Raw genomic sequence first — 23,455 nt, forward strand, 5'->3', positions numbered from 1 at the left:
CAAGCTCATGGTCGAGCGAGTCGACCGGCGGTGGCCTGTACGCAGAAAACCGCTGATCGCGAGAAACCGGCGCAGCGTGGCTACTCAGGTATTCGCGCTGGAACTCGTGGTCGTCGTGCTGCTGGTGGCCGGGGCGATCCTGGCGCAGGTCCTGGAGTCGCGGCGGAACAGCGACGCCGAGGCGAAGAACAAATCGATCGCCGTGGCGGAGACCTTCGCGCATTCCCCCGGGCTGCTCGCCGCCCTCAAGACGCCCAATCCCTCGGCGATCCTGCAGCCGATCACCGAGGCCACCCGCAAGGTGGCCGGCGTCGACTTCATCGTCGTCATGAACGACCAGGGGATCCGCTACACGCATCCGATGCCGAGCAGGATCGGCCAGCGGTTCGTCGGCACCATCGGCCCGTCGCTGCACGGGCAGGTCTACACCGAGAGCGTGCACGGTCCGCTGGGCCACGAGGTCCAGGCGACCGTCCCGGTGACCGCCCCGGACGGGTCGATACCCGCCCTGGTCTCGGCCGGGCTCGTGGTCAAGCACGTCACCGCCGTCAGCAGCCGGCAGCTGCCGGTGATCCTGGGCACCGGCGCCGCGGGCGTCGCGGTGGCCACCATCGGGACCGCGCTGATCGCCCGCCGGGTGAAGCGCCAGACCCACGGTATGGACCCGGCCGAGCTGGCCCGGATGTACGAGCACCACGACGCCGTCCTGCACGCGGTCCGCGAGGGCGTGGTCATCGTCGGCCAGGACGGGCGGTTGTTGCTGGCCAACGACGAGGCGTGCGACCTGCTGGGCCTGCCCGCCCGGGCCGAGGGCCGGTATCTGGGCGACATCGCGGGCCTGACCCCGGAGACCGTCGAGCTGCTGGTGTCGGGCCGGACGGTCACCGACGAACTGCTCCACGTCGGCGGCCGGCTCGTCGTGGTCAACCAGCGGCCGACCGATCCGCACAGCCAGGCCATGGGCACCGTGGCGACCATCCGGGACTCCACGGAGCTGCTCGCGCTGTCCGGCAAGGCCGAGGTGGCCAGCCGGCGCCTGGCCCTGCTGTACGAGGCCGGCGCCGGCGTGGGGACCACGCTCGACGTCGCGCGCACCACCGAGGAGCTGGCCCGGGTCGCGGTGCCCGGCTTCGCGGACTTCGTCACCGTCGATCTGGCCGATCCGGTGCTGGCCGGTGACGAGCCCGCCGCCGGCGCCGTCAACCTGCGCCGCACCGCTGTCCACGGCGTCGGCGAGGACCACCCGTTCTACCCGGTCGGCAAACTGACCGCCTTCATCCCGTCCTCCCCGATGGCCCGCGGCTTCGACAGCGGCCGCTCGCAGGTCGTGCCCGACCTGGCGGCCGCGCCCGGCTGGCACGCCCAGGACCCGGCGCTGACCAGGCGCATCATGGACTACGGCGTCCACAGCCTGATCACCGCCCCGGTGAAGGCCCGCGGCATCATCCTGGGCGTCGTCAACTTCTGGCGGTCGAAGAAGCCCGGGCCGTTCGACGACGACGACCGCACGCTGGCCGAGGAGCTGGTCGCGCGGGCCGCCGTCAGCATCGACAACGCCCGCCGGTACACCCGCGAGCACGCCATGGCCGTGACCCTGCAGCGCAGCCTGCTGCCGCGTGCCCTGCCCGGCCAGAGCGCCTTGGAGGTCGCCCACCGCTACCTGCCGGCGCAGTCCGGGGTGAGCGGTGACTGGTTCGACGTCATCCCGCTGCCCGGCAGCCGGGTCGCCCTGGTGGTCGGCGACGTGGTCGGCCACGGGCTGCACGCCGCCGCCACGATGGGCCGGCTGCGCACCGCGGTCCACAACTTCTCCGCCCTCGACCTGCCGCCGAACGAACTGCTCGGCCACCTCGACGAGCTGGTCAACCGGATTGACCAGGAGGAGTCCGACAGCGGCGCCGACAGCGGTCCCGGAACCGGTGCCGGCCTCGGCACCGACATCGGCGTCACCGGCGCCACCTGCCTGTACGCGATCTACGACCCGACCACCCGGCTGTGCACCGTCGCGACCGCCGGCCACCCGCCGCCCGCGCTGGTCTCGCCAGACGGCCAGGTCGTCTTCCCGGACCTGCCGACCGGCCCCCCGCTCGGCGCGAGCGGGCTGCCCTACGAGTCGACCGAGGTGGAGCTGGCCGAGGGCACCCAGATCGTGCTCTACACCGACGGGCTGATCGAGGAGCGCACCCGCGACTTCGACGTCGGTATGGACCTGCTGCGCGCGGCACTGTCGCAGCGGGACCGGGACCCGGAGGAGAACTGCCGGGCGGTGCTGGAGGCGTTGCTGCCGGAGCACCCGCAGGACGACGTGGCATTGCTGATCGCCAAGACCAGGGTGCTCGGCCCCGACCGGGTCGTGGAGCGCGACGTGCCCTCCGATCCGGCCGCCGTCGCCGACATCCGGGCCTGGTGCCTGGCGGCGCTGGACGAATGGGGCCTCGACGAGCTGGCCTTCGCGACCGAGCTGGCCCTGAGCGAGCTGGTCACCAACGCCATCAGGTACGGCTCGGAGCCGGTGCGGGTCCGGCTGCTGCGCGACCGGAGCCTGATCCTGGAGGTCTCCGACGGCAGCAACACCTCACCGCACCTGACGTACGCCGCGAGCACCGACGAGGGCGGCCGCGGCCTGTTCATGGTCGCCCAGCTCACCCAGCGCTGGGGGACGCGCTACACGCCGCAGGGCAAGATCATCTGGGCCGAGCAGGCCATCCCGGCGCCGATCCCCACGCAGACGCCGGCGCAAGTCGAGTCTCCGCGTGCTCTGACGCTGCCCTCGGTGTGAGCCGGTGTGAGCCGGTGTGAGCCGGTGTCAGCCGGTGTGAGCCGGTGTGAGCCGGACAGCGTGCCGAGCATCCACCCCGTGAGAGGGTGCTGTCCATGCTCATACCGGAGACAGCAGAAGCCTGTATCGACGATGGGAGCACGATCCTGGTCGCGCCTTCGGCGCGGCACGCTGACGACGCGGTCAAGGACTTCTTCGGTTCGGTGATCACGCCGGAGGAGCTCGCTTCCGGTTCGCTCGACCTCGCGGGGAAGACCGTCTACTTGTACGGCGACGGGTCCGGGACCGGCAATCCGCGATTGGCGGCTGCCGCGAGGGTGTTCGTCATCCGGGAGCTGTCCCGGGTTCCCCTCCGGGTCCACGGCGTCGGCGTGTACTACCGCCGCTTCTTCGACCTCGATGCCGGTCACTTCGCACGGATCAGCGCCGAGCACGAATTCCAGTCCCTGACGGAGTCCACCAAGCCCGGAACGGCCCACCGCAGCGGAATCTATCTGACGCCGGTCACCCCGGACGGCGACGAACTCCATTTCCGCCTGCTCCGGTGCTCGACGAACTTCTCGGGGCCGACCGAGGGCTTCCAGGCCACCGACACGTCCATCGTCGAGGCGCTGAACCGCGAGGCCGCGTCTGTTTTCCGAGACCCGGCGCCGCTGAACCACGTCCTCGCGCAGATCTACCACAACACCCTCGCCACGGCCGAGCGCAAGCAGTCCAAGGCCAAGATCTCGTCGCACGCCGACAAGACCAAGGACATGCCGGCCAACGGCATCATGGCCTTCTGCACCTTCTACGACGGGCTCGACAAGCTTCAGCCGCTGGCCGACGACGCCTTCGACTACGGCGTGAAGCGTGTCAGCGGGCTGACCAAACTCCACTTCCGTCTGAAGGAGTCGGCCGGGGAACGCGACGGGGAGGCGCTCCCGCAGCAGTTCACCCTGACCCTCTATCCCGGCTCCGTGTTCTTCATGCCGCTGTCCACGAATCGCTTGTACACGCACGAGATCCGGTCCTCGATGTTGGACGCCGAACTGCTCCCGACCCGCCTGGGTTACGTAGTGCGCTGTTCGAACGCCGAAGCCGTTCACAAGGACGGCCACACGTTCCTCAAAACGGCCGGAGACCTGGTGCGGCTGGAGCCGCCCACCCAGGCCGGCATGGACGAGCTGCGCAGGCTGTACGCCGAGGAGAACAGGACGACGTCGTTCGTCGACTACGGCGACGAGATCTTCTTCAGCATGAACACGGGGGACTACGTTGCTCCCCGAATCTAGGATCTCGGACGAGGTTCGCTCGTACGCGTTGCCGTTGCCGCTGCCGCTGCCGCTGCCGCTGCCGTCGCCGGTCGAGGGGAATCCCTTTGCGGAGCTCTTTGTCTCGGTCAGTTGGGAAGGCGTGGGGAAGGGCCGGCAAGGCGCCGTGCTCACCAGGATCGAGGACGCGGGCGTCCCGCTCGTACGCACGACCACCCGGTACGGCAGCCCGGCGCAGCGTTTCCGACCGGTGCACGAACGGCTGGCGCGACAGATCCAGGAATGCGCGGGACTTCCGATCGGCTTCAACAACGCCCTCATCGAGGCGTATACGAACGCTTACACCACCATGGGCGCCCATTCCGATCAAGCCCTCGACCTGGCCGATGAATCGTTCATCGCCGTCTTCTCCTGCTACCGGCATCCCGAAGCGGACTCACCGAGGAAGCTGGTCGTCGAACCGAAGGCGCCCGGTGGCGAGAAGTTCGAGATCCCCCTCACTCACAACAGCGTCGTCCTGTTCTCCGTCGCCGCGAACCGCCGTCTCAAGCACAAAATCGTCCTGGACACCCCGGCCCACTCGGCGGACAACCAATGGCTCGGCGTCACCTTCCGGACGTCGAAGACCCTCGTCCAGTACCGCGACGGACAGGCACACCTCCCGCACGGCGACCGCCTCACCCTGGCCGACGACGAGCAGAGCGGCGAGTTCTACCGACTACGCCGCCGCGAGAACAACGAGACGGACTTCACCTATCCGCCGCTGACGTGCACGGTCAGCGAGAGCGATCTGACGCCGCCGGTCTGACCGCGATCGTGTGGCCGGGCAGAGCGCCCCGGCCACACGATTCTGATCGCGGCCCTGTCTGCTCAGCCGACCTGCTCAGCCAATCTGCTCAGCCGACCTGATACGCCGCCACGTACCGCACCGTCATCGTGCCGCCCGACCTGGTGGCGGAGGTCGGCGTGGTGCATCCGCACACCCCGTTCGGGTAGCCGCCGCCCATCGCCAGGTCGAAGATGATCGAGAACTTGTGGTCGATCGCGGCCGTCCAGGTCGCGGTCGGCACCTGGCTCTCGTTGATCTTGAAGAACTGCGTGCCGTCCAGATACCAGGTCACCGATTCCGCCGACGCCTTGGTGCGATCGACGATCACCGTGTACGTGTGGAAGCCGGACTGGCAGCCCGAACAGGCCTTCAGGCCGCTGCCGATGCCGTTCGTCTCGTTGCACGGGCCGCCGGGATCGGTGCCGCAGTGCATCGTGCCCGAGTGCTTCGACAGGGCGTTGACGTCCTCCAGGATGTCGAGCTCGCCGTTCTCCGGCCACTGGCCCGGCCCGAGCATCCAGAACGCCGGCCAGTAGCCCAGGCCGCCGGTCGGCTGCTGGATCGAGGCGGTGACCTCCAGCTTCCCGCCCGCCGGCGCGCCGACGTTCGCGGTGGTCGTCTGGATGCGCCCGGAGGTCCAGGCGCTGCCGCTGCGCAGTGCCGTGATCTTCAGGTCGCCGCTGCCGTCCAGGTGCACGTTCGCGGTGGATTTCGTCATGGTCTCGATCTCGCCGGTACCGAAGCTCGAGCCCGGCCCGGTGTCGTACTTCCACTTGCCGGTGTCGACGCCGGTGCCGGCCGCGCCGCCGAAGTCGTCGCTGAAGACCGTGCTCCAGCCGGACGGCGGACCGGGCACCGCCGCCGAAGCGGCGGTGGTGTTCGCGACCGCCAGGCCGGCGGCCGACAACGTGCACGCGGCGAGCATGGCCAGGACGGAGGTCGGCCGCCGGCGGCGCGAGCTCGGCAGGCTGTTCTTACGCGGGTGTCCGAACATGGATGGGGGCTCCTGTTCCTGCTCTACCAACCGACGGCGACGACCATGTACTGCGGATCGCTGACCGAGATATCAGAGGACTGGCCCGCGTAGTCGTCGTAGGGGAAGCCGTAAGCCAGGCCGTTGATGGCGTTCTGGTGCCAGAACTCCGCGTAGTAGTTCGCCGGGGCGCTCTTGTAGAAGTTCGACGCCACGGACTGTTGCGCGATCGGCAATTGCGCGACGTGGCGGTTGATCCCGGCGCAGAGCTGCGCGTTGGTGGCCAGCGTCCCGGCGCAGCCGAAGATCTGGGCGGTCGTGTCCGAGGTGTCGCCAACGGACGCGGCGTAGCTCTTGTAGTAGTTCGCGTTCGCCCCGCCGGGTTGGAACGCCGCGTAGTCGCCGGGCGACGGGATTCCGTACGGCGCGTTGTCCGTCGCCAGTCCCTTGAACGCGGTCGGCACGAAGTTCTTGAACCGGGAGAAGGTCGCCGAGCGGCTCTCCTGGAACGTGGCGTAGTCCTCGCCGACCTCCTGGTTCGACCCGTTGTGTCCGTGCAGGAGCAGGGCGAGCTTGAGTCCGAAGCGGTCGACCCGCGTGGTGTCGACGTTGATGGACGACGTGCCCACGGTGAACTCGATGAAGTCGTAGTACTTCCCGCTGGGCGAGCCGAGGTAGAAGTACATGCGCCCGGCGGAGTTCGCGGGCATGTCGATGTAGGGCCGCTGGGCGATGGACTTCACCTGGCCGTTGAAGCTCCAGTAGACCTCGCTGTCAGACCTCGCTGTCAGACCGCGTACGACGTTTCCGTAAACGCTTCCGTCATGTTTCGTCAGCCTGTGACCGGTTTCCCGATGCGTCAAGCGGTTGCCGGGGTTCGAGTCTCCGACATGGTCGGAGACTGCGACGTGAGGAGAAACTTTCAGGGCCTTGCTCTAGATCGCGCTGAGATAGCAGATCGCCTTGTGGAAGCCGTGGTCCCAGTCGTCCTGCAGGCTGGGGTAGATGATCTTGTAGTTCAGGTCGGTCGCCCCGGGCAGCATGTACTGCTGGGCCTCACTGTCCGGGACCTGGGCCACGGCCGACTTGCAGAAGCTGTCCGCCTGGTCCTGCGCTTGGTCGTACGGGCCCGCCAGGTCGCCCACCGCGAAGACTTTCACGCTGGTGGAATCGCCGCACGACACGACCTGCGGCGGCTTGGGAGCCTCGCCGGCCTTCAGGAACTGCCCGAACGGCGCGTTGTCGATGATGCAGTCGTTGGCCTGGATCGAGTTGAGCGTGTCGACGTACGTCTTGTATCCGGCGTCGTCTCCGTGGCTGCCACACCCCGCGGTGACCAGCGCCGCAGCCGCGACGATGGTGAAGGAAAGCACGCGTCTCGTTGTCATGACGGTGTGTATATCAGCCGTCAGCGATAGGCGACGAAGCGAAATGGAGGACCGGTCCTCCAGGAAAGGTCAGGAATCAATGCCGTTCATTCAACGCTTGCCGCGAATCAAAGTCACAACCGCGCGTGGCTGGTGATGTCCTCGCTGAACGCCTTCAGCAGTTCCGGCGTCGCCGTCGGACGGCACTGGCCGAGAGCTGTGAGGTAGTCCTTTGTGGAGGCACCGGGCAGGCCGTCGTCGTGCACGAACACCGCCCGTTCGAACGCGGACTGCGCGGCGATCCGCGCGGCGTGGCCGATGTCGGCGGGACTGAAGCCGTCGCTGGCCGCGACCAGCGCGTGCAGGTCGACGGCGTGCTGCGAGGAGTCGGCGTGGTGCGCCCACATCGCCTCGCGGGCCGCCGCGTCCGGCGGGCCGATCGGGATGACGTAGTCGAACCGCCCCGGACGCAGGAACGCCGGGTCCAGAGCCCGCACCGAATTGGTCGCGCACACCAGCAGCCGACCGGAGTGCTCCCGGAAGGCCGGAATCAGTTTGAGCAGCTCGTTGGTGACCCCGTGCACCCCGGAGGACGGCACCCCGTCCCGCACCGCGGCGATCTCCTCGACCTCGTCGATGAAGACCACGACCTGCTCCAACTCCGCGAGCAACGCGAACGCCTCACGCAGCGCCGCCGCCAGGTTCCCCCCGTCGGCCAGCCGAGAGGGCAGCAGTTCGACGAACGGCCACCCCAAACGCGAGGCGATGGCCCGCGCGAACGTCGTCTTCCCGGTCCCGGGCGGCCCGAACAACGCGATCGCCCGCGGCGCCGCCACCCCGTGCCTGGCCGCGAGCTCAGGCTCGGCCAGCGGCAGCACCACACAGCGCTCGATCAGACTCCGCTCCGCAGCCATCCCCGCCAGCCTGGTCCACAGATCACCGGCCAACGTGCGCCCACCCAACCGCTCCAGCGCATCGGCGCCGGCCACAGCGACCGGCTCGACCCGCTCGAAGTAGGCCACCGCGGAGCGCCGCTCGTACCCGGCATTACGGAGCCCGTCACCGAGCAACTCCTCCTCAGGCAGGATGTACGCGATCCGCCGGACACGACTCTCCACCAACCGCCGCTCCAGCTCGAACAACAACCCGCTGGCCAACCCCCGCCCCCGCCACGCCGGCTCAATGGCGATCCGCATGATCCAAGCCCGGTCCCCGGTGACTGTCGCAAGAGCGGCGCCGATCATCACCCCGCCCTGCGTGACGACCGCGGCAGGCTGCCGAGTGGTCAGGGCATTGATACACTCGCCGAGCGAGAACACAGACTCCTGACCCAACGGCGCAGTGGTGTCCATCAGATGCACGACCGCCGCGAGGTCTTCCTCGCGGTATTCACGGATCAGCCAGTTCACGGATATCGGACTCCCGCCCACGCACTCATGGTCTCTGTGCGCAGAACGTAGAGGACGTCACGAGAGCGGCGGAACTAGACGGAGTGGCAGGCGGCGTACCGCAACGACAACAAAATGTATGGCTGCATTTTTCGTACCGGCGCGCTTGGCCTCTGTGTGGGGCAGCTTCTTATGCGGGTGCGGGTGCGGGTGCGGGTGCGGGTGCGGCTGGGGTGGGGCTTGCAGGCGTTTCTTGACGGCTTCGCGCATGGTTTACGGGATTCGTTGGTGGCGCGGGTCGGGGGTGGCGCTGGTTTCGTGGGGCGGCGGTGGTGTGGGTAGGTGGTCGGGTCTAAGGCCACAGTCAAGAGCAAGAGCGACAGTCAAGGGCAAGGTCAAAGGCTACAGGCGCCTCCGGCGGCGCCTTCGCGGCGTGCGGCCTCGCTCCGGGGAGTGGGGGCCGCGCTGCCCGGCGGCGGCCGCTGCTTGTGGTCGCCTCTGTCCCGGATTCCCCGTCGCATCGTCGCCAAAAGGAAGCAGACCGGTCCGGTGGTATCAAGTCGGATCACACGCTGCTGTGCTCCAGTATCAGCGACTTGACACCACCGGCCCGGCCTGCTTGGCTACGCCCGCCGACGCGACGGGGCATCCGGGACAAACCCCACGTGTGGTGTGGACGAGGTCCACTCGGCGAGGCACAGCGGCGGCCGGGCGGTGTGTGCGTGAGGCGCGGGGATCCTTCCCGCAGGCCGGGACGGAGGCGACCAACGCTCAGACCGCCACCCACGCGGGGTCTGTTGATCCCTCAGAGCCGAGGCCGCTCGCCGCGCAGGCGCCGCCGGAGGCGCCCTTTAGTTCTTGACCTGGCTCTTCGCAGTTGCCCTCGCCCTTGACTGTCGCAGTAGACCCGCCCACCTACCCACACCACCACCGCCCCGCGAAACCAGCGCCACCCCCGACCCGCGCCACCAACGGAACGGATCCCGCAAACCATGCGCGAAGCCGTCAAGAAACGCCTGAGCCTGTCAACCCACGAACAAACCGCAACCAGCCACACCCACCCACACATATGCCAGGCGCGCCCATTTCTCCGTGCCCGGTGGAGTGGACCGACACTCAGACGTTGTGGAACGTCACCCGAACGCCCCCGAGAATGATCACCGAACCGTCACGCAGATCGGCCGTGCGGACACGCCGGCCGTCCACAAAGGTTCCATTCGTGGAGCCGAGGTCTTCAATGGTCGCCGTGCTGCCAAGACGGATGGCGGCATGCCGTGAGGAGACGCCCGGGTCATGCATCCGGACATCCGCCTCCGGACTGCGCCCGATGATGGTCATGCGCGTGGACAGCGCGATCCGGGCCCCGTTCATCTCCAGCCAAGGCGCCGACACCTGCCGCGGGCTCGGACTCGGAGCCGGAGCCGGGGCGGGGGGCTGGCTGGCCGGCAGCGCGACGCTTCGGACGCGGCATACTCCGACGGCCAGGTCCTCGGCGGACTCCAGGCGCACCGCGAGCGGGCCGACCAGGAGGTAGCGCTGCTCGTGCACGTGTGCGCGGACGGCGTCGTTCAGTTGCGCCGCCAGCTCCGCCGCGTAGGGCGCGAGCCGGGTGAAGTCCTCGGGGGCCATCTGCACGACGTAGTCGTTGGCCGCCACCGAGCGTCCCTGCCCGCGGGCCACGACCGTGTCGTCGCACTCCCGTCGCAGCTCAGCGGCGATCTCGGCGGGCACCAGCTCGGCCTTGAAGGCACGTGCGAAGCCCCCGCTGATCAAGTTGTCCAGTCGCCGTTCGACACGGTCGAGCATTCCCATTCCGGCACCATCCTCCCGCGTCCTCCCGCGTACACACCATACGCGTGGAGCGGCGCCTTGCGGACCAACGAAACGACGGCCGACTACCAAGGGCGTTTGGCCCAGTGGCTGATGATGGTGGTGTCCGCTGCTTCAATCCCCAAACCGGTGAGGTCGCGGGCGAGGAAGTCGTAGAGGGCGGCGGGGTCGCTGAGCCACACGTGGAGGCTGAGGTTGCTCGGCCCGGACGTGGCGAACGCGCCGTGGACGACGGGGTGTGCGGCCAGGGCGCGGCCGGCCCGGTCCAGGTGGTCGGGGCGGACCCGGAGTCTGAGCCGGGCGTCGAGGTTCAGGCCGAGGCGTCGCGGGTTCACCAGCACCTGGGTGATGAGGCGGCCCTCCTGGACCAATCGGCTGATGCGGCGGCGGACTGTCGACTCCGGGAGTCCGGTGCGTGCGGCGACCGTCGCCGCGGGGAGCCGGGCGTCGGAGATGAGCGCATCGATGATCGCTCGTTCGTGGGCGTCGGTCTCGACTCCGTAGGAACCATTCGTGGCGGCGGTGCCCGTTCCGCTTCCGATGCCCTGGGTCAGCGTGCTGATTTCCTCGGCGTCGAGGACCTTGTGGCGCCATTCCGACGTGACGCGCAGGACGCGCAGGACGGTGGCCGCCTCCACCGATATGACCGCCGGCGTGGCCGGGAGAAGCTGGAAGACCAGGGGGTCGCGCGAGCCGGGCTCGGTCGCGGCGATGGCCTCGATCTCGTCACCGGACGTCGTGATGTCGACGAAGGGGACGTCCTCGCGGGCCATCAGCGAGCGGGCCACGGCGTCGAGCTTGTCCCGGCGCACCCGGATGTGCAGCAGCTGCGCACCGGTGAGGCCGCCCTCGCGCGGGCGTGCGATCGGTGAGATCACCACACGCAACGTGCCGTCCGCCGTCATCGCCTGCCAGCGGCGGCGCACGGTGTTCGGGCTCAGGCTCAGGACCGCGGCGGCTTTCTCGGCGCTGAGGCGGGCGTCGTACTGCAGGACGGCGATCAGCCGCTGATCCTGCGGGGACAGAACAGAATTCGCCGTCGCGCGTGCCATGGAGATGAGTTTCGCCCATCGCGGCTGCGCAAGGCCCGGTGGCCCGGACCTCCGCGGTGAGGATGTATCCCATGCCTGGCCTTACAACGAGCACGAACAGCAGCACCGACTTCACAGCGAACCGAGAGAAGGCCACGTTCGACAGCGACGGCATCGACCTGGCCGCCTGGTACTACCCGGGCACCAACAGCGCCTGCGTCATCATGGCCGGCGGCTTCGGGGTGACCAAGGAACCCGGCACCGACCTGTTCGCCGCGAGGTTCCAGGCCGCCGGATTCCACGTCCTGGCCTTCGACTTCCGGCGCCTCGGCGAAAGCGGGGGCCGGCCGCGGCAGGTCGTGCGCATCCGGCAGGAACTCGACGACTACCAGGCCGCGATCGCCTACGCCGCGACCCTGCCCCGCGTCGACCCCGCCCGCCTGGCGGTCTGGGGATTCTCGCTGTCCGGCGGCCACGTACTCCGCATCGCGGCCCGCAACCCGCAGCTGGGCGCGGCGATCGCGCAGACCCCCAACGCCGACTGCCTGGCGATCGTCCGCAACGCCTCACGCCACCAGAAGCCGCTCGCGATGCTGCGCCTCACCGGCCGTGCGCTCCTGGACGTCGTGGGCAGGCGGGTGGGCCTTCCGCCCCGCCTCGCGCCGCTCAACGGCAGACCTGGCACGGTCGCGTTCCTCACCACGCCGGATGCTCAGCAGACCGAGCGCGCGCTGAACCACGGCAACCGATACCCGGACTGGCGCCAGGACGCCGCCGCTGACTTCGCGCTGCGTCTCGGCTTCTACCGGCCCGGCCGGGACGCGTCCCGGATCCAGGTGCCGCTGCTGGTCGTGGCCTGCGACCAGGATCAGTCGGCCCTGCCCGGCCCGGCCATCGCCGCCGCTGTCCGGGCACCACGTGGTGAGCTGATCCGCCTCCCCGGCGGCCACTACCAGCCCTTCCTGGACGGGCACGACAGAGCTGCCGAGGCGCAGATCTCCTTCCTACAGAAACACCTGGTTCCGGAAGCCGTTACAGGGTCGCGATGACCGCGCCGAGAATACGGACACCGGTCCAGTCCGAACCGACTCAGACAGTTGCGACGCTATGCGGGTTCTCGCTTAGTACCAGCGCTCGTTCGCGTTGTTCGCGTCCCCGGCGTGCGCGTACACGGATCCCCAGGTGCCGTTGCCGGTCCAGTCCAGGTAGTAGCCGTTCGCGACGCTCACGAGCTTCCAGCCGTTGCCCGATCCCTGGGACTCCTCGTGCCAGCGCTCGGCCGTGCTGGTGTGGTTCGGCGTCGGGTTGCAGTTCTCGGTGACGACACTGCGGCCGTAGGCCGCCAGGCAGTGTCCGTAGACGTCCACCTCGTTCCAGGTGCCGTCGCTGTTCTCGTTGTCGTACCACTGGAAGGGCTGGCCGTTCACGTTGAGCGAGCCGCCGCCGGACTGCGCCCAGAGGTAGCCGCCGAGACCGCTCTGCCACGTGATGAGTGCGCCATATCCGCTCGCCGGCGTGACGGCCGGCGCTGCTGCGGATGCGGTCGTCGGAATGCCGACGGCGAGGAGCGTGGCCGCGGCGAGCCCGGCCGTGGCGGTGGCGAGCATTCGTCGAGTGCGCATGGTTTTCCCCTTCACGTTCTGATGCGAGGACGTCCCCGGGCCGGTGTGCGGCTGCCGAGGACGTTGTCGCTGTTCCTGCTGGTCAGGGTTTCAGGGGGTGTGGGGGCACGTCATTGGCGTAGCATCGCCGGATTGTTGGCGCTGAGTCTCCCCGCTGGGTCCGGGGGGCTCCCCATGTCCGGTCCTGAGCATTAGCCTTCCCCTCACCCAAGAGGTGATCGCGTGAACGCGGATGAGCACCGTGTGTTATCGGCGCCGGGGCTCGTCCGACGACAGGGAGGATCTGGGACGTGCGGACCATCAACCGAGTGCGGGCCGGCGCAGTCGTCGTCGCCGTCATGCTCGCGCTTTCGGCTTGTGCCGGCAGCTCGTCGAAGTCCGGGGGCGGCGGTTCCTCGGCTTCCACCGGGAACGCCGGCTCGACCGGTTCCAATCACACCAAGCCCACGGTGGAGATCGGCGTGCAGGGCCCGCTGTCCGGGGCCAACCAGGCTCTGGGCCTGAACATCGACTGGGGCGCCAAGCTGGCCGTCCAGCAGGAGAACACCAAGGGCGACCTGCCGTTCAACCTGGCCATCAAGGAAGCCGACGACCAGGGCGACCAGTCCAAGGGCGCCTCGGCGGCGCAGCTGCTGATTCAGGACCCGAAGGTGGTCGGCGTGGTGGGCCCGGCCTTCTCCGGCCCGACCGCCGCCGCCGGCGCGCTGTACTCCAGTGCGGACCTGGCGGCCGTGAGCGTGGCGACGCGTCCGTCGCTGACCAGTTCCGGCTTCAAGACCTTCTACCGCGTCGTGGCCAACGACAATGTGCAGGGCCCGGCGGCCGCCGACTACATGGCCAAGGTGCTCAAAGTGACCAACGTCTACGTGGTCGACGACAAGTCCCAGTACGGCCAGGGCCTGTCGCAGGCGACCGTCGCCGAGCTGAAGAAGGACGATGTCACGGTCGAGACCGACAGCGCGGCGGCCGGCACCCAGGACTACTCGCCGTTGGCCTCCAAGATCGCCGGCTCCGGAGCCCAGGCGATGTACTACGCGGGCTATTACGCCGACGCCGGAGTGTTCGCCAAAGCGCTGAAGGCTGTGAGCTACAACGGCAAGATGCTCGCCGGCGACGGATCGAAGGACCCGAACTTCATCGCCACCGCCGGCCGGGACGCGGCCGAGGGCTGGCAGCTCACCTGCCCCTGCTTCGACCCCGCCACCGACCCGAAGTACGCGGCCTTCACCGCGGACTACAAGAAGCTGGCCAACGCCGAGCCGGGCACCTACTCCATCGAGGGCTACGACTCGGCGAACACCATCATCAGCGTTCTGAAGAGCCTGAACACCGCCAGCCCGACCCGCCAGGCCGTGGCCGAGGCCATGGGCAAGGTGGACTACCAGGGTCTGTCCAAGGAGATCAAGTTCACTGCCAACGGCGAGGTCTCGGGCACGTCGATCTACGTCTACCGGGTCAAGAACGGCGCGATCGACCTGATCGGTGATATTTCCAAACTGATCGGCGGCTGAGCAGCGCGGTTGGCCGAGGAATTCCGTTGAGGCCGACTCCCCGTCGGAAGCCGGCCTCAACGAGCCCTTATATGTCTAGCGAGCCCTTGTCCGTCTACGGTCCTGATCTGCCGAAGGCTTATGCGGCGATTCCGAACACGTGCAACGCGCCCTGGTTGGCACTGCTCGGCAACGTGACGCTGGCGACCGTCTTCCCCGCGGTCAGGGAGATGGCGCTGGTGGCGAACACCTTGGTGGCGACGCCGTCGCGGCCGCCGGAAGTGGTGTCGCGGTATGCGGTGCTGACAGCGACCGTGTTGCCCGACTGGACCGAGGCGCTCCCGCCGTTGAGCGTCCAGTCCGAGAACGACAGCGTCACGTTCTGGCTCGTGCCGTCGGTGAAGTTCACTTTCGCGGTCCCGGTGGAGGGGCCGTTGGTGGCGGCGCCCAGGAAGGCGATGCTGCCGGAGGTGCCCGCTCCCGATATCGCGACCGTCTGACCCGCGGCCTGGTAGTTGTCCGGCGCCCCGGCGGCCACGTTCGGCCAGGTGAAGGTCTTCCCCGACGCGGTGATGGGCGAGCCCGGGCTGATGCCGGCGGTGGCCAGGGCCTGGGCCGAGTAGGCCCAGCCGACGCCGTCGAAGTTCGGGCCGGACGAGCCGTCGCTGGCGATGCCCGTGTTGTTGTACGTCGCCGTGCCGCCGCCGCCCGAGCCGCTGTTCTTGTAGAGGGCGTTGCTGCCGTACAGCGCCTGGGTGAAGGACGAGATGTACGCGCTGGCGTCCGTGTCGGGCAGGTTGTAGGTGTTGAAGACGCCGTAGCCGTTGCTCACGGTCTGCTGCGCCAGGGTGGTCGCGGTCGACGACGAGGTGTTCTGGATGTCTATCGCCGCCGGGGCGAGCTGCGCCTTCGTCAGGCCGGGCACCCCCGGCACGCCCCAGGTGCCGTAGTACGGGTTCCAGCTGTAGTTGATCAGGCTGCCGACGTTGATCCCGCCGTAGGACAGGCTCGTCGAGGACGGCCCGATGTAGTACAGCGAGATGATCTTGTTCGGCATGTCGTTGCGCAATGCCTGGACCAGGTAGGGGAACGACCACGCGTTCGGCTGACCGGTGCCGTTCGTGCCGTAGTCGGCGTACTCGTCGTCGAAGTCGATGCCGTCCAGGCCGTAGGTGGTCACGGCGTTGGACAACAGCGTGGCGAACGCGGCCGCGCTGGCCTGGTCGGGGAAGTTGGCGAAGCCGGCGCCCTGGTGGTTCCCCAGGATGGACAGCAGGACCTTGATTCCCTTGGCCTGCAGCGGTGCGATCTCGGTCGCGGCGTTGTCCAGGACCGCCTGCACCTGCGGGTTGAAGTACAGGGTGGCTTTGGTGCCGTCGTAGTTGATGTTCGCGGCGAAGATGATGGCGATGTCGAACACGTTGGCCCCGTTCGAGGCCAGGGTGTAGTTGCCGACGCTGGTGATGCTGTTGGTGTTGACCTCGACGTAGGCGGTCGAGATCGGACCGGACTTCGTGGCGGCCGGTACTGCGGCGGCCGCAGCGGCGGCGGCCGGGGTGCCCGCCTGGGCGCGGACCACGGCCGAGGACGTCCCGAGGACGGCGACGGCCAGGCCGGCGTCGCGCAACAGGCGGCGGCGGGTGATCCGCGTCGACGAACTGTTCGGACTGTCGTTCATGACCATCTCCTTTGATCCAGTCTGCTGATACCTGTGCGAGTGCCGGGTGGTGCCGCCGAGAGAGATAAAGCGCTCAAGCAAGGGCACTATCCACCCGGCGGAGTGCCGGGTCAAGAGCCTGATCCGGCCGGAAATCCGCGTCGATCACGGCCCAGGACGGCGAGGTGCAGTGCGCCGTGTTCGGGTAGCGTGCCCCCGTGACGACACCCGAGTACCCGCTCGACGCCCCGCGCCCGCCCGGCGGCGGTAAGCCGGCCGGTCCGTCCGGTCCGTCCGCCCCCTCACGCAGCCAGCAGATCGTCACCGCGGGCGTCCTCGGCGCCCTCGCCGGCGCGGCCCTGGGCGGCCACCGCGGCAGGCGCGGGGCCGCGCTGGGCGCCCTGGCCGGGGCGGTCGGCCTGGGGACGGTCGAGGCGGTTTCCCGGGCCCGCCAGCGGCCCGGACAGATCCCGGCCTGGTGGGCGCGCGTCGCCGCCAGCGGCGCGATCGCGGCCCCGGTCGGCTGGGCCGCCGGCCGGGCGACGGGCGCCGGACCGGTGGTGGTCGGCACCGCCGCGGGGGCCGTCGCCGGAGGCCTGGGCCTGCGCCCGCAGAAGGTCGCGCTCGGACCGGTGCTGGGCGCCGCGATCGGCCGCGGCCTGGCCACCCGGCCCGGACTCGGGGCCCCGGCGGTGGTGGCCGCGGCGACCGTGGTGGGCTTCCGCGCGGTGTCGGCGCTGGTGTTCCCCGACCCCCAGGTCAGCCTTTTGGCGGAGCGCGTCACCGAGCGCGACCTGCCCTTCGTCGTGCCTCTGGAGGCGCGCACCCGGTACGTCGGCACCGGATACGTGCGCGATCTCGCGAAGGTCCTCGGCGGCACCTACGTGCCGGAGACGCAGGACGTCGGCATCGTCGCGTCCCTCGACGACCTGGAGGGCCCGGACTTCGACCCGTCGAAGGCCGATCCGCTGGTCCGCGAGTTCTACGAGCACACCACCCGATTCACCTTGGACATCGTCCCGGAGTGGCGCACCTGGGTCCGACCGGGCTACCTGCTCTACCGCACCCTGCTGGCCCGCCCCCTCGGCCAGGCGAACGTCCCGATGAACCAGCGCGAGACGCTGCGCGGGATCCGCAGCCGGATCGACACGATCGTGCGCCCGGAGGACGACACCGTGGCGGTCCGCGGCTGGATCCGCTCTTTCGCGGACAACGACGAGCCGATCTACATGGGCATCTACACCACCTACCGGAACGCCGGGCGCGGGTACGTCAGCGTCGGATTCCCGTTGCCGCAGGCCAGTTTCACCGCGACCCTGCTGCCGAAAGCCCGCCCGGACGGCGGCCTGATCCTGACCAGCCGCAGCGACCTGGACCAACCCGGCCACTACCTGACCTACATCGACTCGGAGTCGCGCGAGCTGACCAGCGCCGTGGTGCAGGGCTTCGCCGAGCAGTTGGACGTCTATGTGGAAGACGGGGAACTGCGCGCCGAACACGCTTTCTGGGTGTTCGGTCTGCCGTTCCTCGTCCTGCACTACCGCATCCAGCGCAAGCCGAAGGCTGCGCACTAGACGAGGTTCGCCGGTCGTGCTCGCCGGTCGCCGGTCGTGCTCGCCGGGCGACGAATTCGTGAATTCGTACCCTGCGATACCGTTCGCTCTGGCGTTCATGACAACGTTGTCGTAGCGTTCGGCGCAGAGGGATGCGGGCCTCGGCGGACCGCGCCGACGACGCATCCCCGTCGCCGGCGGCGCACTTCGTCGGAGCGCTTGCTCCGAGTGATCAGGACCGTCCCATCGCCCGAGCGAGAGGTTCCTCATGCATTCGTCCGGCAGGCGTACGGCAGTGCGCGCCGCCCGTGTCGCAGCCCTCTGTGTCGCGTTGGCTGTCCCCATCCCCTTCGCGGCGCCGGCCGGCGCGGCCGCCGCGCCGCTCTACACCGTCACCGATCTCGGGACGCTGGGTGGCGACCTCAGTGTTGCCAACGGGATCAACAACGCCGGGGTCGTCGTCGGCTACAGCGATCTGGCCTCCGGCAGTCAGCACGGCTTCCGCTGGTCCGCCGGGACCATGTCCGACCTGGGTGTCGAGGCCGGGGGCGGCGACAGTGTGGCGAACGCCGTCAACGACGCCGGTCAGGTCGCCGGTGAAGCGACACGCTCCGACGGCGGCTACGCGTATCCGGTTCGCTGGAGCGCCGCCGGCGTCCTTCAGGATCTTGGCGGTCCGGTCACCAACCGGCTGGGCGTCGGCAACGCCATCGACCCCTCCGGCCGCGTTGCCGGCGGTCAGCGTCCGGCCGACTCCGAGGGCAGTCCGGAGGCGATTCTGTACGACACGGCCGGCAACCCCACTGAGCTGAGCACGCCGACCCAGACCCTCGGCGCGGCCACCGGCATCAACGCACGGGGCCAAGTCGTCGGCGGCCCGGCGTTCGTGTGGCAGAACGGGACCCTGACCATGCTGCCGGTGCTGCCCGGCGGTCAGGGCGGATCGGCCAACGCCATCAACGTCTCCGGCACGATCGTCGGCACCGTCGGCCGGACCGGCACGCTCGGCGGCCTGGACGCCGCGCTCTGGCAGAACAACACCCTGACCGACCTCGGCACCATCGACGGCATCCAGTACAACCAGGCCACCGCGATCAACGCCGCCGGTCAGATCGTCGGCACCGCCGATCCGGAATGCCAGCCCTGCGCGGCGCCGGAGGCCTGGCTCCGCCAGCCCGGCGGCGCGCTGACCGCGTTGGACACCCTGATCCCGGCCGGCTCCGGCTGGACCCTTCAGGGGGCCACCGGCGTCAACGACCGCGGCCAGATCGTCGGCGTCGGCCTCCACAACGGCCACAAGCGCGCGTATCTGCTCACCCCGGCCTTCGCCGCGACCGTCAACTTCGAACCGGCCGGGGCGCCGGTCCCGACCGGGTACGCGGCCGACACCGGCGCCGTCTACGGTGCGCGCTCCGGCGGCCTGACCTACGGCTGGAACATCGACAACGCCGTCAACACCCGCGACCGCGACTCTGCGACCTCTCCGGATCAGCGTTATGACACGCTGATCCACATGGAGCGCACCGGAAGCGCCACAGTCTGGGAGCTGGCGGTGCCCAACGGCCGGTACACGGTCCACGTCGTCAGCGGCGACCCGGACAACATCGACAGCGTCTACAAGATCTCCGTCGAAGGCGTGCTCACCGTGTCGGGAACGCCGACCGCCGCCAACCACTGGATCGAGGGGACCAGTCTGGTGACCGTCTCCGACGGCCGGTTGACGATCACCAATGCCGCGGGCTCGAGCAACGACAAACTCGACTACGTGGATGTCATCGCCTCTTGATGGCCTCCTGATCGCCTCCTGATTGCCTTCTGATCGTCTCCTGATCGACCGGCCGCCGCCGGGCTCAGTCCGGCGGCGGCTGTTCGCCGGACCCGCGCACGACGAGCCGAGTGGGAAGGACCACTCGCCGGGCGGGCCCGGCGAGGCCGGCGAGGCGTTCGAACAAGAGCGTCGCCGCGGTCCGGCCCAGGCCCGCCGGATCCTGCGCGACCACGGTGACGCCCGGCGTGACCAGGTCGGCGAATTCGAAGTCGTCGAAGCCCACCAGCGCCGGCCGGTGCGGGGCGCCGCGGTCGCTGTCCTCCCGGCGCCCGAACTCGCGCAGCACCTGCGTGGTGATCCGGTTGTTCCCGGTGAACAAGGCCGTGACCCCCGCCGGACCGCCGAGCAGCCGGTCCAGCTCCACCCGCAGCCGTTCCACGTTGTGCCGCAGCCGGCCGGGCGCCGGTTCGCCGGCCGCGATCCAGGACTCGTCGACGGGCAGGCCGTGCGCGGCCATCTCCTGGCGATATCCGAGCAGCCGCTGCTGCGCGGTGAAGACGTCCGGGTCGTCGCCGAGGAAGCCGATGCGCCGGTGGCCGCCCGCAATCAGATGCCTGATACCGCTTCGCGCGCCGCCCACGTTGTCCGCCAGGACGGCGTCGGCGTCGAGGTTCACCGGCGGCCGGTCGACGAACACCACCGGCAGCCCGGCGGCCAGTTCGGAGGCGAGGTAGGCGTGGTCCGGGGCGGCGGTCACGATCAGCAGACCGTCCACCCGCCGCGAGCACAGGGTCAGGGCCAGCTTCCGCTCATGGACGGGGTCGTCGTCGCACGAGCTGGTGAACAGCAGACAGTCGTGGCCCGCGGCGACCTGTTCCACGGCACGCGTGACCGTCGAATAGAACGGGTCTGCGACATCCTCGACGAGCAGCCCGATCTCCGCGGTCCGACCGGTCCGCAGCTGCCGCGCCGAGTCGTTGCGCCGGAACCCCAGCCGGGCGATCGCGTCCAGGACGCGCAGCCGGGTCTCCTCCACGACTCCGGCGTCGCCGTTGACGACCCGGGAGACGGTCTTCAAGCTCACGTTGGCCTGCGCCGCGACGTCGTTCATGGTCGCTCGTCGGGTGCGGATTCCGGCAGCCTTGTACGGGTTCTGCGCTCCCATTTGGAGGCGATTCTACGCCGCGGGTTCGGCCCCGGCGCAGTACGTCAGCGGCGCCACGATCCGCGTCGACGGCGGACTCATCCGCTCCGCCTTCTGAGCACGCCGGCAGCCTGACGGCGCGCGCTGTTCGCGCGCGGGCCGTCGGACGCCCGCCGCTTTCCCCGGTGCGCCGAGCTGTTCCCTTACCGCGAGTCGCCGCTCGTGATCGGTTCGAGCATGCTCGCCAACAGCTCCGCCAGCCGGTCGTCATCGGCGCCGGCCAGCGCCTCGGTGCCGATGACCGCCCGCAACAGCCAAGTCCCGGCAGCCAGCGCCAGCCCCAGCTGCGCGCGGACATCCGCCTCGTCGCCACCGATCAGCCCGGCCAGCCGCGACCCCACGTGCGCCTCGATCCCCTGCCGCACGATGTCCACAGCCGCCGGATCCGACGCGCAACGCAGCATCAGCAGGAACGGATCGAGCCGCTCGGCACCGGGCGCCGTACTCTCAGCCAGAGAGCGCGCCATCGTCTGTGTCAGCCCCCGCCGTTCGGTCCCCACAACCGTCGCGGGGGCGAAGGAACGATCCACCGCCTCGGCGAACAAACCCTGCTTCGAACCGAAATAACGGTTGATCATCATGGCCGTCACACCGGCCCGTTCGGCGATCTGCCGGACACCCGCCCGGGCGTACCCGTTCTCGGTGAACTCCGCCACGGCGGCCGCAAGGATCGCCTCCCGCGTGGCAACGGCATCACGTCGATGGGCAGGCGTCGCGGACTCCTCGGCACTCATGGGGCGAGCATACGACGCGCTGTCTACTGCTGTAGACAGCGCCTCGCCGGCGACGGGCGGCGGGTCAGCGGAGTGCCGGACGCAATCGGACCAAAGGTGCCATGTCAGCTTTCGGACAAAGTTGCAACATTCCTTGTGGCCGGGACGAGCCGCGAATATGCTCGAACCCTGATAGCGGATTGACGGTCAGCGGCGCCACCGGACGTTCGTCCCGCCAGCGGCCGGCTACTGGGTTCATCACTCCTGCGGCCGGTTCGCCCTACTCCTTCTCCGCAAAGGACCGCAGATGCGTACCAGACCCACTGCGCGCGCGTTCACCCTCGGTGCGTGCGTACTCCTCCCACTGGCGGTAGCTCCCGTCAGCATGGCCGCGTCGTCCCAGCCCTCCTCGACGCCGCACGCCTCAGTGCGCACCGTGTACTACGAGGACAGCCGTGCCGGCACGTGGACGACGGACGTGGCCACCGCCACGGCGGTGTGGAACAGCAGCGTCAACGACGTCAAGTTCGTCAAGGCCACCAGTGCGCACCCGGCGACCGTGCACCTGGTCGCCACCAGCGGCTGGCCGCAGACCACGACGAGCCGCCCCGGCACAGGCACCGTGGACCTCGGCCAGGAGGCGGTGTCCGAGGGCTACTCCCCACCGCGCATCACCGCACACGAACTCGGCCACATACTCGGCCTCCCCGACAACTACAACGGCGACTGCGCAGCCCTGATGTCCGGCCACAGCGCCGGCACCGCGTGCACGAACGACCACCCGGACGCATCGGAGATCGCAGCCGTGGAGTCGATCTTCTCCGGCGGCTTCAGCCCATACCCGCTGGTGCGCGTCTACCGTGACGTCCCCACCACGCCCTCCGCCCTCGTCCACCGCTGACGCCGCATCCTCCACCTGCCGCACGACGCGGCACACCAGGGCCGGAAGCATCGGTGATGACGGTGCCACCTCATGGGAGGGGGCGCCTTCATGACTGGAACCTTCAGGGGTCGGATGCGGACTTCCTCCGACTTCCAGACTCCTGTCCGGCCGGCCAGGGGTCCGGGGACTTCGTTCTGCCGTCGGCGGCGCTTCATCCCCGCGGGACGACCGCCACCGGGCAATCGGCGTGGTGCAGCAAGGTGTGCGCGATCGGCCCGGGCCGCATGCCGAGGTGGCCGTCGCCGCGGCGGTGGGCGCCGACGACGATCAGGTCGGCGTCCTCGGTGAGGTCGGTCAGCACCGCGCTCGGGGTGCCGTCCGCGACCTCGACGGCGAGGCGGACGGCGGGGTACTTCGTCTGCCAGGGGTTCAGCCGGGTCTCCATCGTCTTGCGGATGTCGGTGACGGCCTGGGCCTTGGCGGTGTCGAGGTCGTCGGCGGAGTCCTGATCGGTGGAGTCCTGATCGGCGGAGCCGTCCCAGTCCAGGTCCCAGACGTTGACCGCTCGCAGCCGGGCACCGCGCAGCGCGGCCTGGGCGAAGGCGAACTCCACGACCTCGTCGGCGGCGTCCTCGATGTCGAGCGCCAGCACGATCGAGTCGGCCGGTTCCCGGGGCTTGCCGCGCACGATCATCGTCGGGCACGAGGCCAGCGTCAGCGTGCGCATCGACACCGAGCCGAGCAGCAGGCCGGAGAAGCCGCCGCGGCCTCGGTTGCCGAGCACCAGCAGATCCGCGTCCCGGGACGCCTCGGCCAAGGCGTCGGCGGTGGGGCCGGCGATGACCGCCGAGTCCACCGGCATCCCGGGGTAGCGGTTCCGCAGCCACTGCACGCCGTCGCCGGCGATCTTGCCGGCGATGTCCTTGACCGTGCTCTGGTAGTCCACCGGCATGTAGCCCATCGGCGACACGACGGCGACCGCGTGGTAGCCGGTGACCACGGTGACCGCCGCGTCGCGCCAGGCGGCTTCGCGTCCGGCCTGGGCCAGGGCGCGGTCGCCGGACGGGCTCTGGTCGTAGCCGACGATGATGGTGTGCTTCATGATGTCTCCTGTT

At 69.4% G+C, this 23,455-nt stretch carries 17 protein-coding genes and 2 pseudogenes; 8 read left to right on the plus strand and 11 right to left on the minus strand.

Annotated elements, in window-relative coordinates:
- Positions 1-7 precede the first annotated feature (7 nt).
- The 3 genes from ABIA35_RS31950 (at position 8) to ABIA35_RS31960 (ending at position 4,840) form a co-directional block, all read left to right on the plus strand.
- Positions 8-2,779: a SpoIIE family protein phosphatase gene (locus ABIA35_RS31950; RefSeq protein WP_370360366.1), complete on the plus strand. Its 2,772-nt coding sequence runs from the start codon at positions 8-10 to the stop codon at positions 2,777-2,779.
- Between the two features lie 95 nt (positions 2,780-2,874).
- On the plus strand, positions 2,875-4,053 hold the full coding sequence (locus ABIA35_RS31955) for a hypothetical protein (RefSeq protein ID WP_370360367.1): 1,179 nt from the start codon (positions 2,875-2,877) through the stop codon (positions 4,051-4,053).
- Positions 4,054-4,081: 28 nt separating this feature from the next.
- Positions 4,082-4,840, plus strand: coding sequence for a hypothetical protein (locus ABIA35_RS31960; protein WP_370360390.1), 759 nt, complete (start codon positions 4,082-4,084; stop codon positions 4,838-4,840).
- An 88-nt stretch (positions 4,841-4,928) separates the two neighbouring features.
- Here the strand turns inward: ABIA35_RS31960 and ABIA35_RS31965 are convergent, their stop codons facing one another.
- The 6 genes and pseudogenes from ABIA35_RS31965 to ABIA35_RS31990 form a co-directional block, all read right to left on the minus strand.
- Positions 4,929-5,855: a glycoside hydrolase family 16 protein gene (locus ABIA35_RS31965; protein ID WP_370360368.1), complete on the minus strand. Its 927-nt coding sequence runs from the start codon at positions 5,853-5,855 to the stop codon at positions 4,929-4,931.
- 23 nt (positions 5,856-5,878) lie between these two features.
- A pseudogene (locus tag ABIA35_RS31970) lies at positions 5,879-6,610 on the minus strand (glycoside hydrolase family 64 protein); the annotation flags it as partial.
- A 159-nt stretch (positions 6,611-6,769) separates the two neighbouring features.
- Positions 6,770-7,222 carry a hypothetical protein gene (locus ABIA35_RS31975; RefSeq protein WP_370347496.1) on the minus strand — a complete coding sequence of 151 codons (453 nt, stop codon included), beginning with the start codon at positions 7,220-7,222 and terminating at the stop codon, positions 6,770-6,772.
- A gap of 113 nt (positions 7,223-7,335) precedes the next feature.
- Positions 7,336-8,610, minus strand: coding sequence for an ATP-binding protein (locus ABIA35_RS31980; protein WP_370360369.1), 1,275 nt, complete (start codon positions 8,608-8,610; stop codon positions 7,336-7,338).
- A 1,095-nt stretch (positions 8,611-9,705) separates the two neighbouring features.
- Positions 9,706-10,401: an FhaA domain-containing protein gene (locus tag ABIA35_RS31985; RefSeq protein WP_370360370.1), complete on the minus strand. Its 696-nt coding sequence runs from the start codon at positions 10,399-10,401 to the stop codon at positions 9,706-9,708.
- A gap of 83 nt (positions 10,402-10,484) precedes the next feature.
- Positions 10,485-11,471, minus strand: coding sequence for an Lrp/AsnC family transcriptional regulator (locus ABIA35_RS31990; protein ID WP_370360371.1), 987 nt, complete (start codon positions 11,469-11,471; stop codon positions 10,485-10,487).
- 71 nt (positions 11,472-11,542) lie between these two features.
- Here ABIA35_RS31990 and ABIA35_RS31995 point away from each other — a divergent pair, with 71 nt between their 5' ends.
- Positions 11,543-12,499, plus strand: coding sequence for an alpha/beta hydrolase (locus tag ABIA35_RS31995; protein ID WP_370360372.1), 957 nt, complete (start codon positions 11,543-11,545; stop codon positions 12,497-12,499).
- Positions 12,500-12,571: 72 nt separating this feature from the next.
- Here ABIA35_RS31995 and ABIA35_RS32000 read toward each other — a convergent pair whose 3' ends face one another.
- Positions 12,572-13,072 (minus strand): hypothetical protein, encoded by a 501-nt coding sequence (locus tag ABIA35_RS32000; RefSeq protein WP_370347507.1) that lies wholly within the window; start codon positions 13,070-13,072, stop codon positions 12,572-12,574.
- A 290-nt stretch (positions 13,073-13,362) separates the two neighbouring features.
- On the opposite strand from ABIA35_RS32000, the gene ABIA35_RS32005 reads away from it, so the two are divergent.
- A complete protein-coding gene (locus tag ABIA35_RS32005) occupies positions 13,363-14,583 on the plus strand; it encodes a branched-chain amino acid ABC transporter substrate-binding protein (RefSeq protein ID WP_370360373.1) in 1,221 nt (406 codons plus the stop codon).
- Between the two features lie 700 nt (positions 14,584-15,283).
- Here ABIA35_RS32005 and ABIA35_RS32010 read toward each other — a convergent pair.
- A pseudogene (locus ABIA35_RS32010) lies at positions 15,284-16,240 on the minus strand (endo-beta-N-acetylglucosaminidase H); the annotation flags it as partial.
- A gap of 197 nt (positions 16,241-16,437) precedes the next feature.
- Here ABIA35_RS32010 and ABIA35_RS32015 point away from each other — a divergent pair.
- Both ABIA35_RS32015 and ABIA35_RS32020 read left to right on the plus strand, forming a co-directional pair.
- Positions 16,438-17,793, plus strand: a complete 1,356-nt coding sequence (locus ABIA35_RS32015; protein WP_370347693.1) for a hypothetical protein — start codon at positions 16,438-16,440, stop codon at positions 17,791-17,793.
- 310 nt (positions 17,794-18,103) lie between these two features.
- Positions 18,104-19,558 (plus strand): hypothetical protein, encoded by a 1,455-nt coding sequence (locus tag ABIA35_RS32020; protein WP_370360374.1) that lies wholly within the window; start codon positions 18,104-18,106, stop codon positions 19,556-19,558.
- 64 nt (positions 19,559-19,622) lie between these two features.
- On the opposite strand, the gene ABIA35_RS32025 is transcribed toward ABIA35_RS32020, so the two are convergent.
- The gene (locus ABIA35_RS32025) at positions 19,623-20,651 is read right to left on the minus strand and encodes a LacI family DNA-binding transcriptional regulator (RefSeq protein ID WP_370360375.1); all 1,029 of its coding nucleotides are present in this window, start codon (positions 20,649-20,651) and stop codon (positions 19,623-19,625) included.
- Between the two features lie 236 nt (positions 20,652-20,887).
- Positions 20,888-21,478 carry a TetR/AcrR family transcriptional regulator gene (locus tag ABIA35_RS32030; protein WP_370360377.1) on the minus strand — a complete coding sequence of 197 codons (591 nt, stop codon included), beginning with the start codon at positions 21,476-21,478 and terminating at the stop codon, positions 20,888-20,890.
- Positions 21,479-21,764: 286 nt separating this feature from the next.
- On the opposite strand from ABIA35_RS32030, the gene ABIA35_RS32035 reads away from it, so the two are divergent.
- Complete coding sequence (locus ABIA35_RS32035) at positions 21,765-22,358, plus strand: snapalysin family zinc-dependent metalloprotease (RefSeq protein WP_370360378.1); 594 nt, start codon at positions 21,765-21,767, stop codon at positions 22,356-22,358.
- Between the two features lie 193 nt (positions 22,359-22,551).
- Here ABIA35_RS32035 and ABIA35_RS32040 read toward each other — a convergent pair whose 3' ends face one another.
- The gene (locus tag ABIA35_RS32040) at positions 22,552-23,442 is read right to left on the minus strand and encodes a universal stress protein (RefSeq protein ID WP_370360379.1); all 891 of its coding nucleotides are present in this window, start codon (positions 23,440-23,442) and stop codon (positions 22,552-22,554) included.
- Positions 23,443-23,455 lie beyond the last annotated feature (13 nt).

Origin of the sequence: Catenulispora sp. MAP12-49, from assembly GCF_041262705.1 — a bacterium.
Lineage (GTDB): Bacteria > Actinomycetota > Actinomycetes > Streptomycetales > Catenulisporaceae > Catenulispora.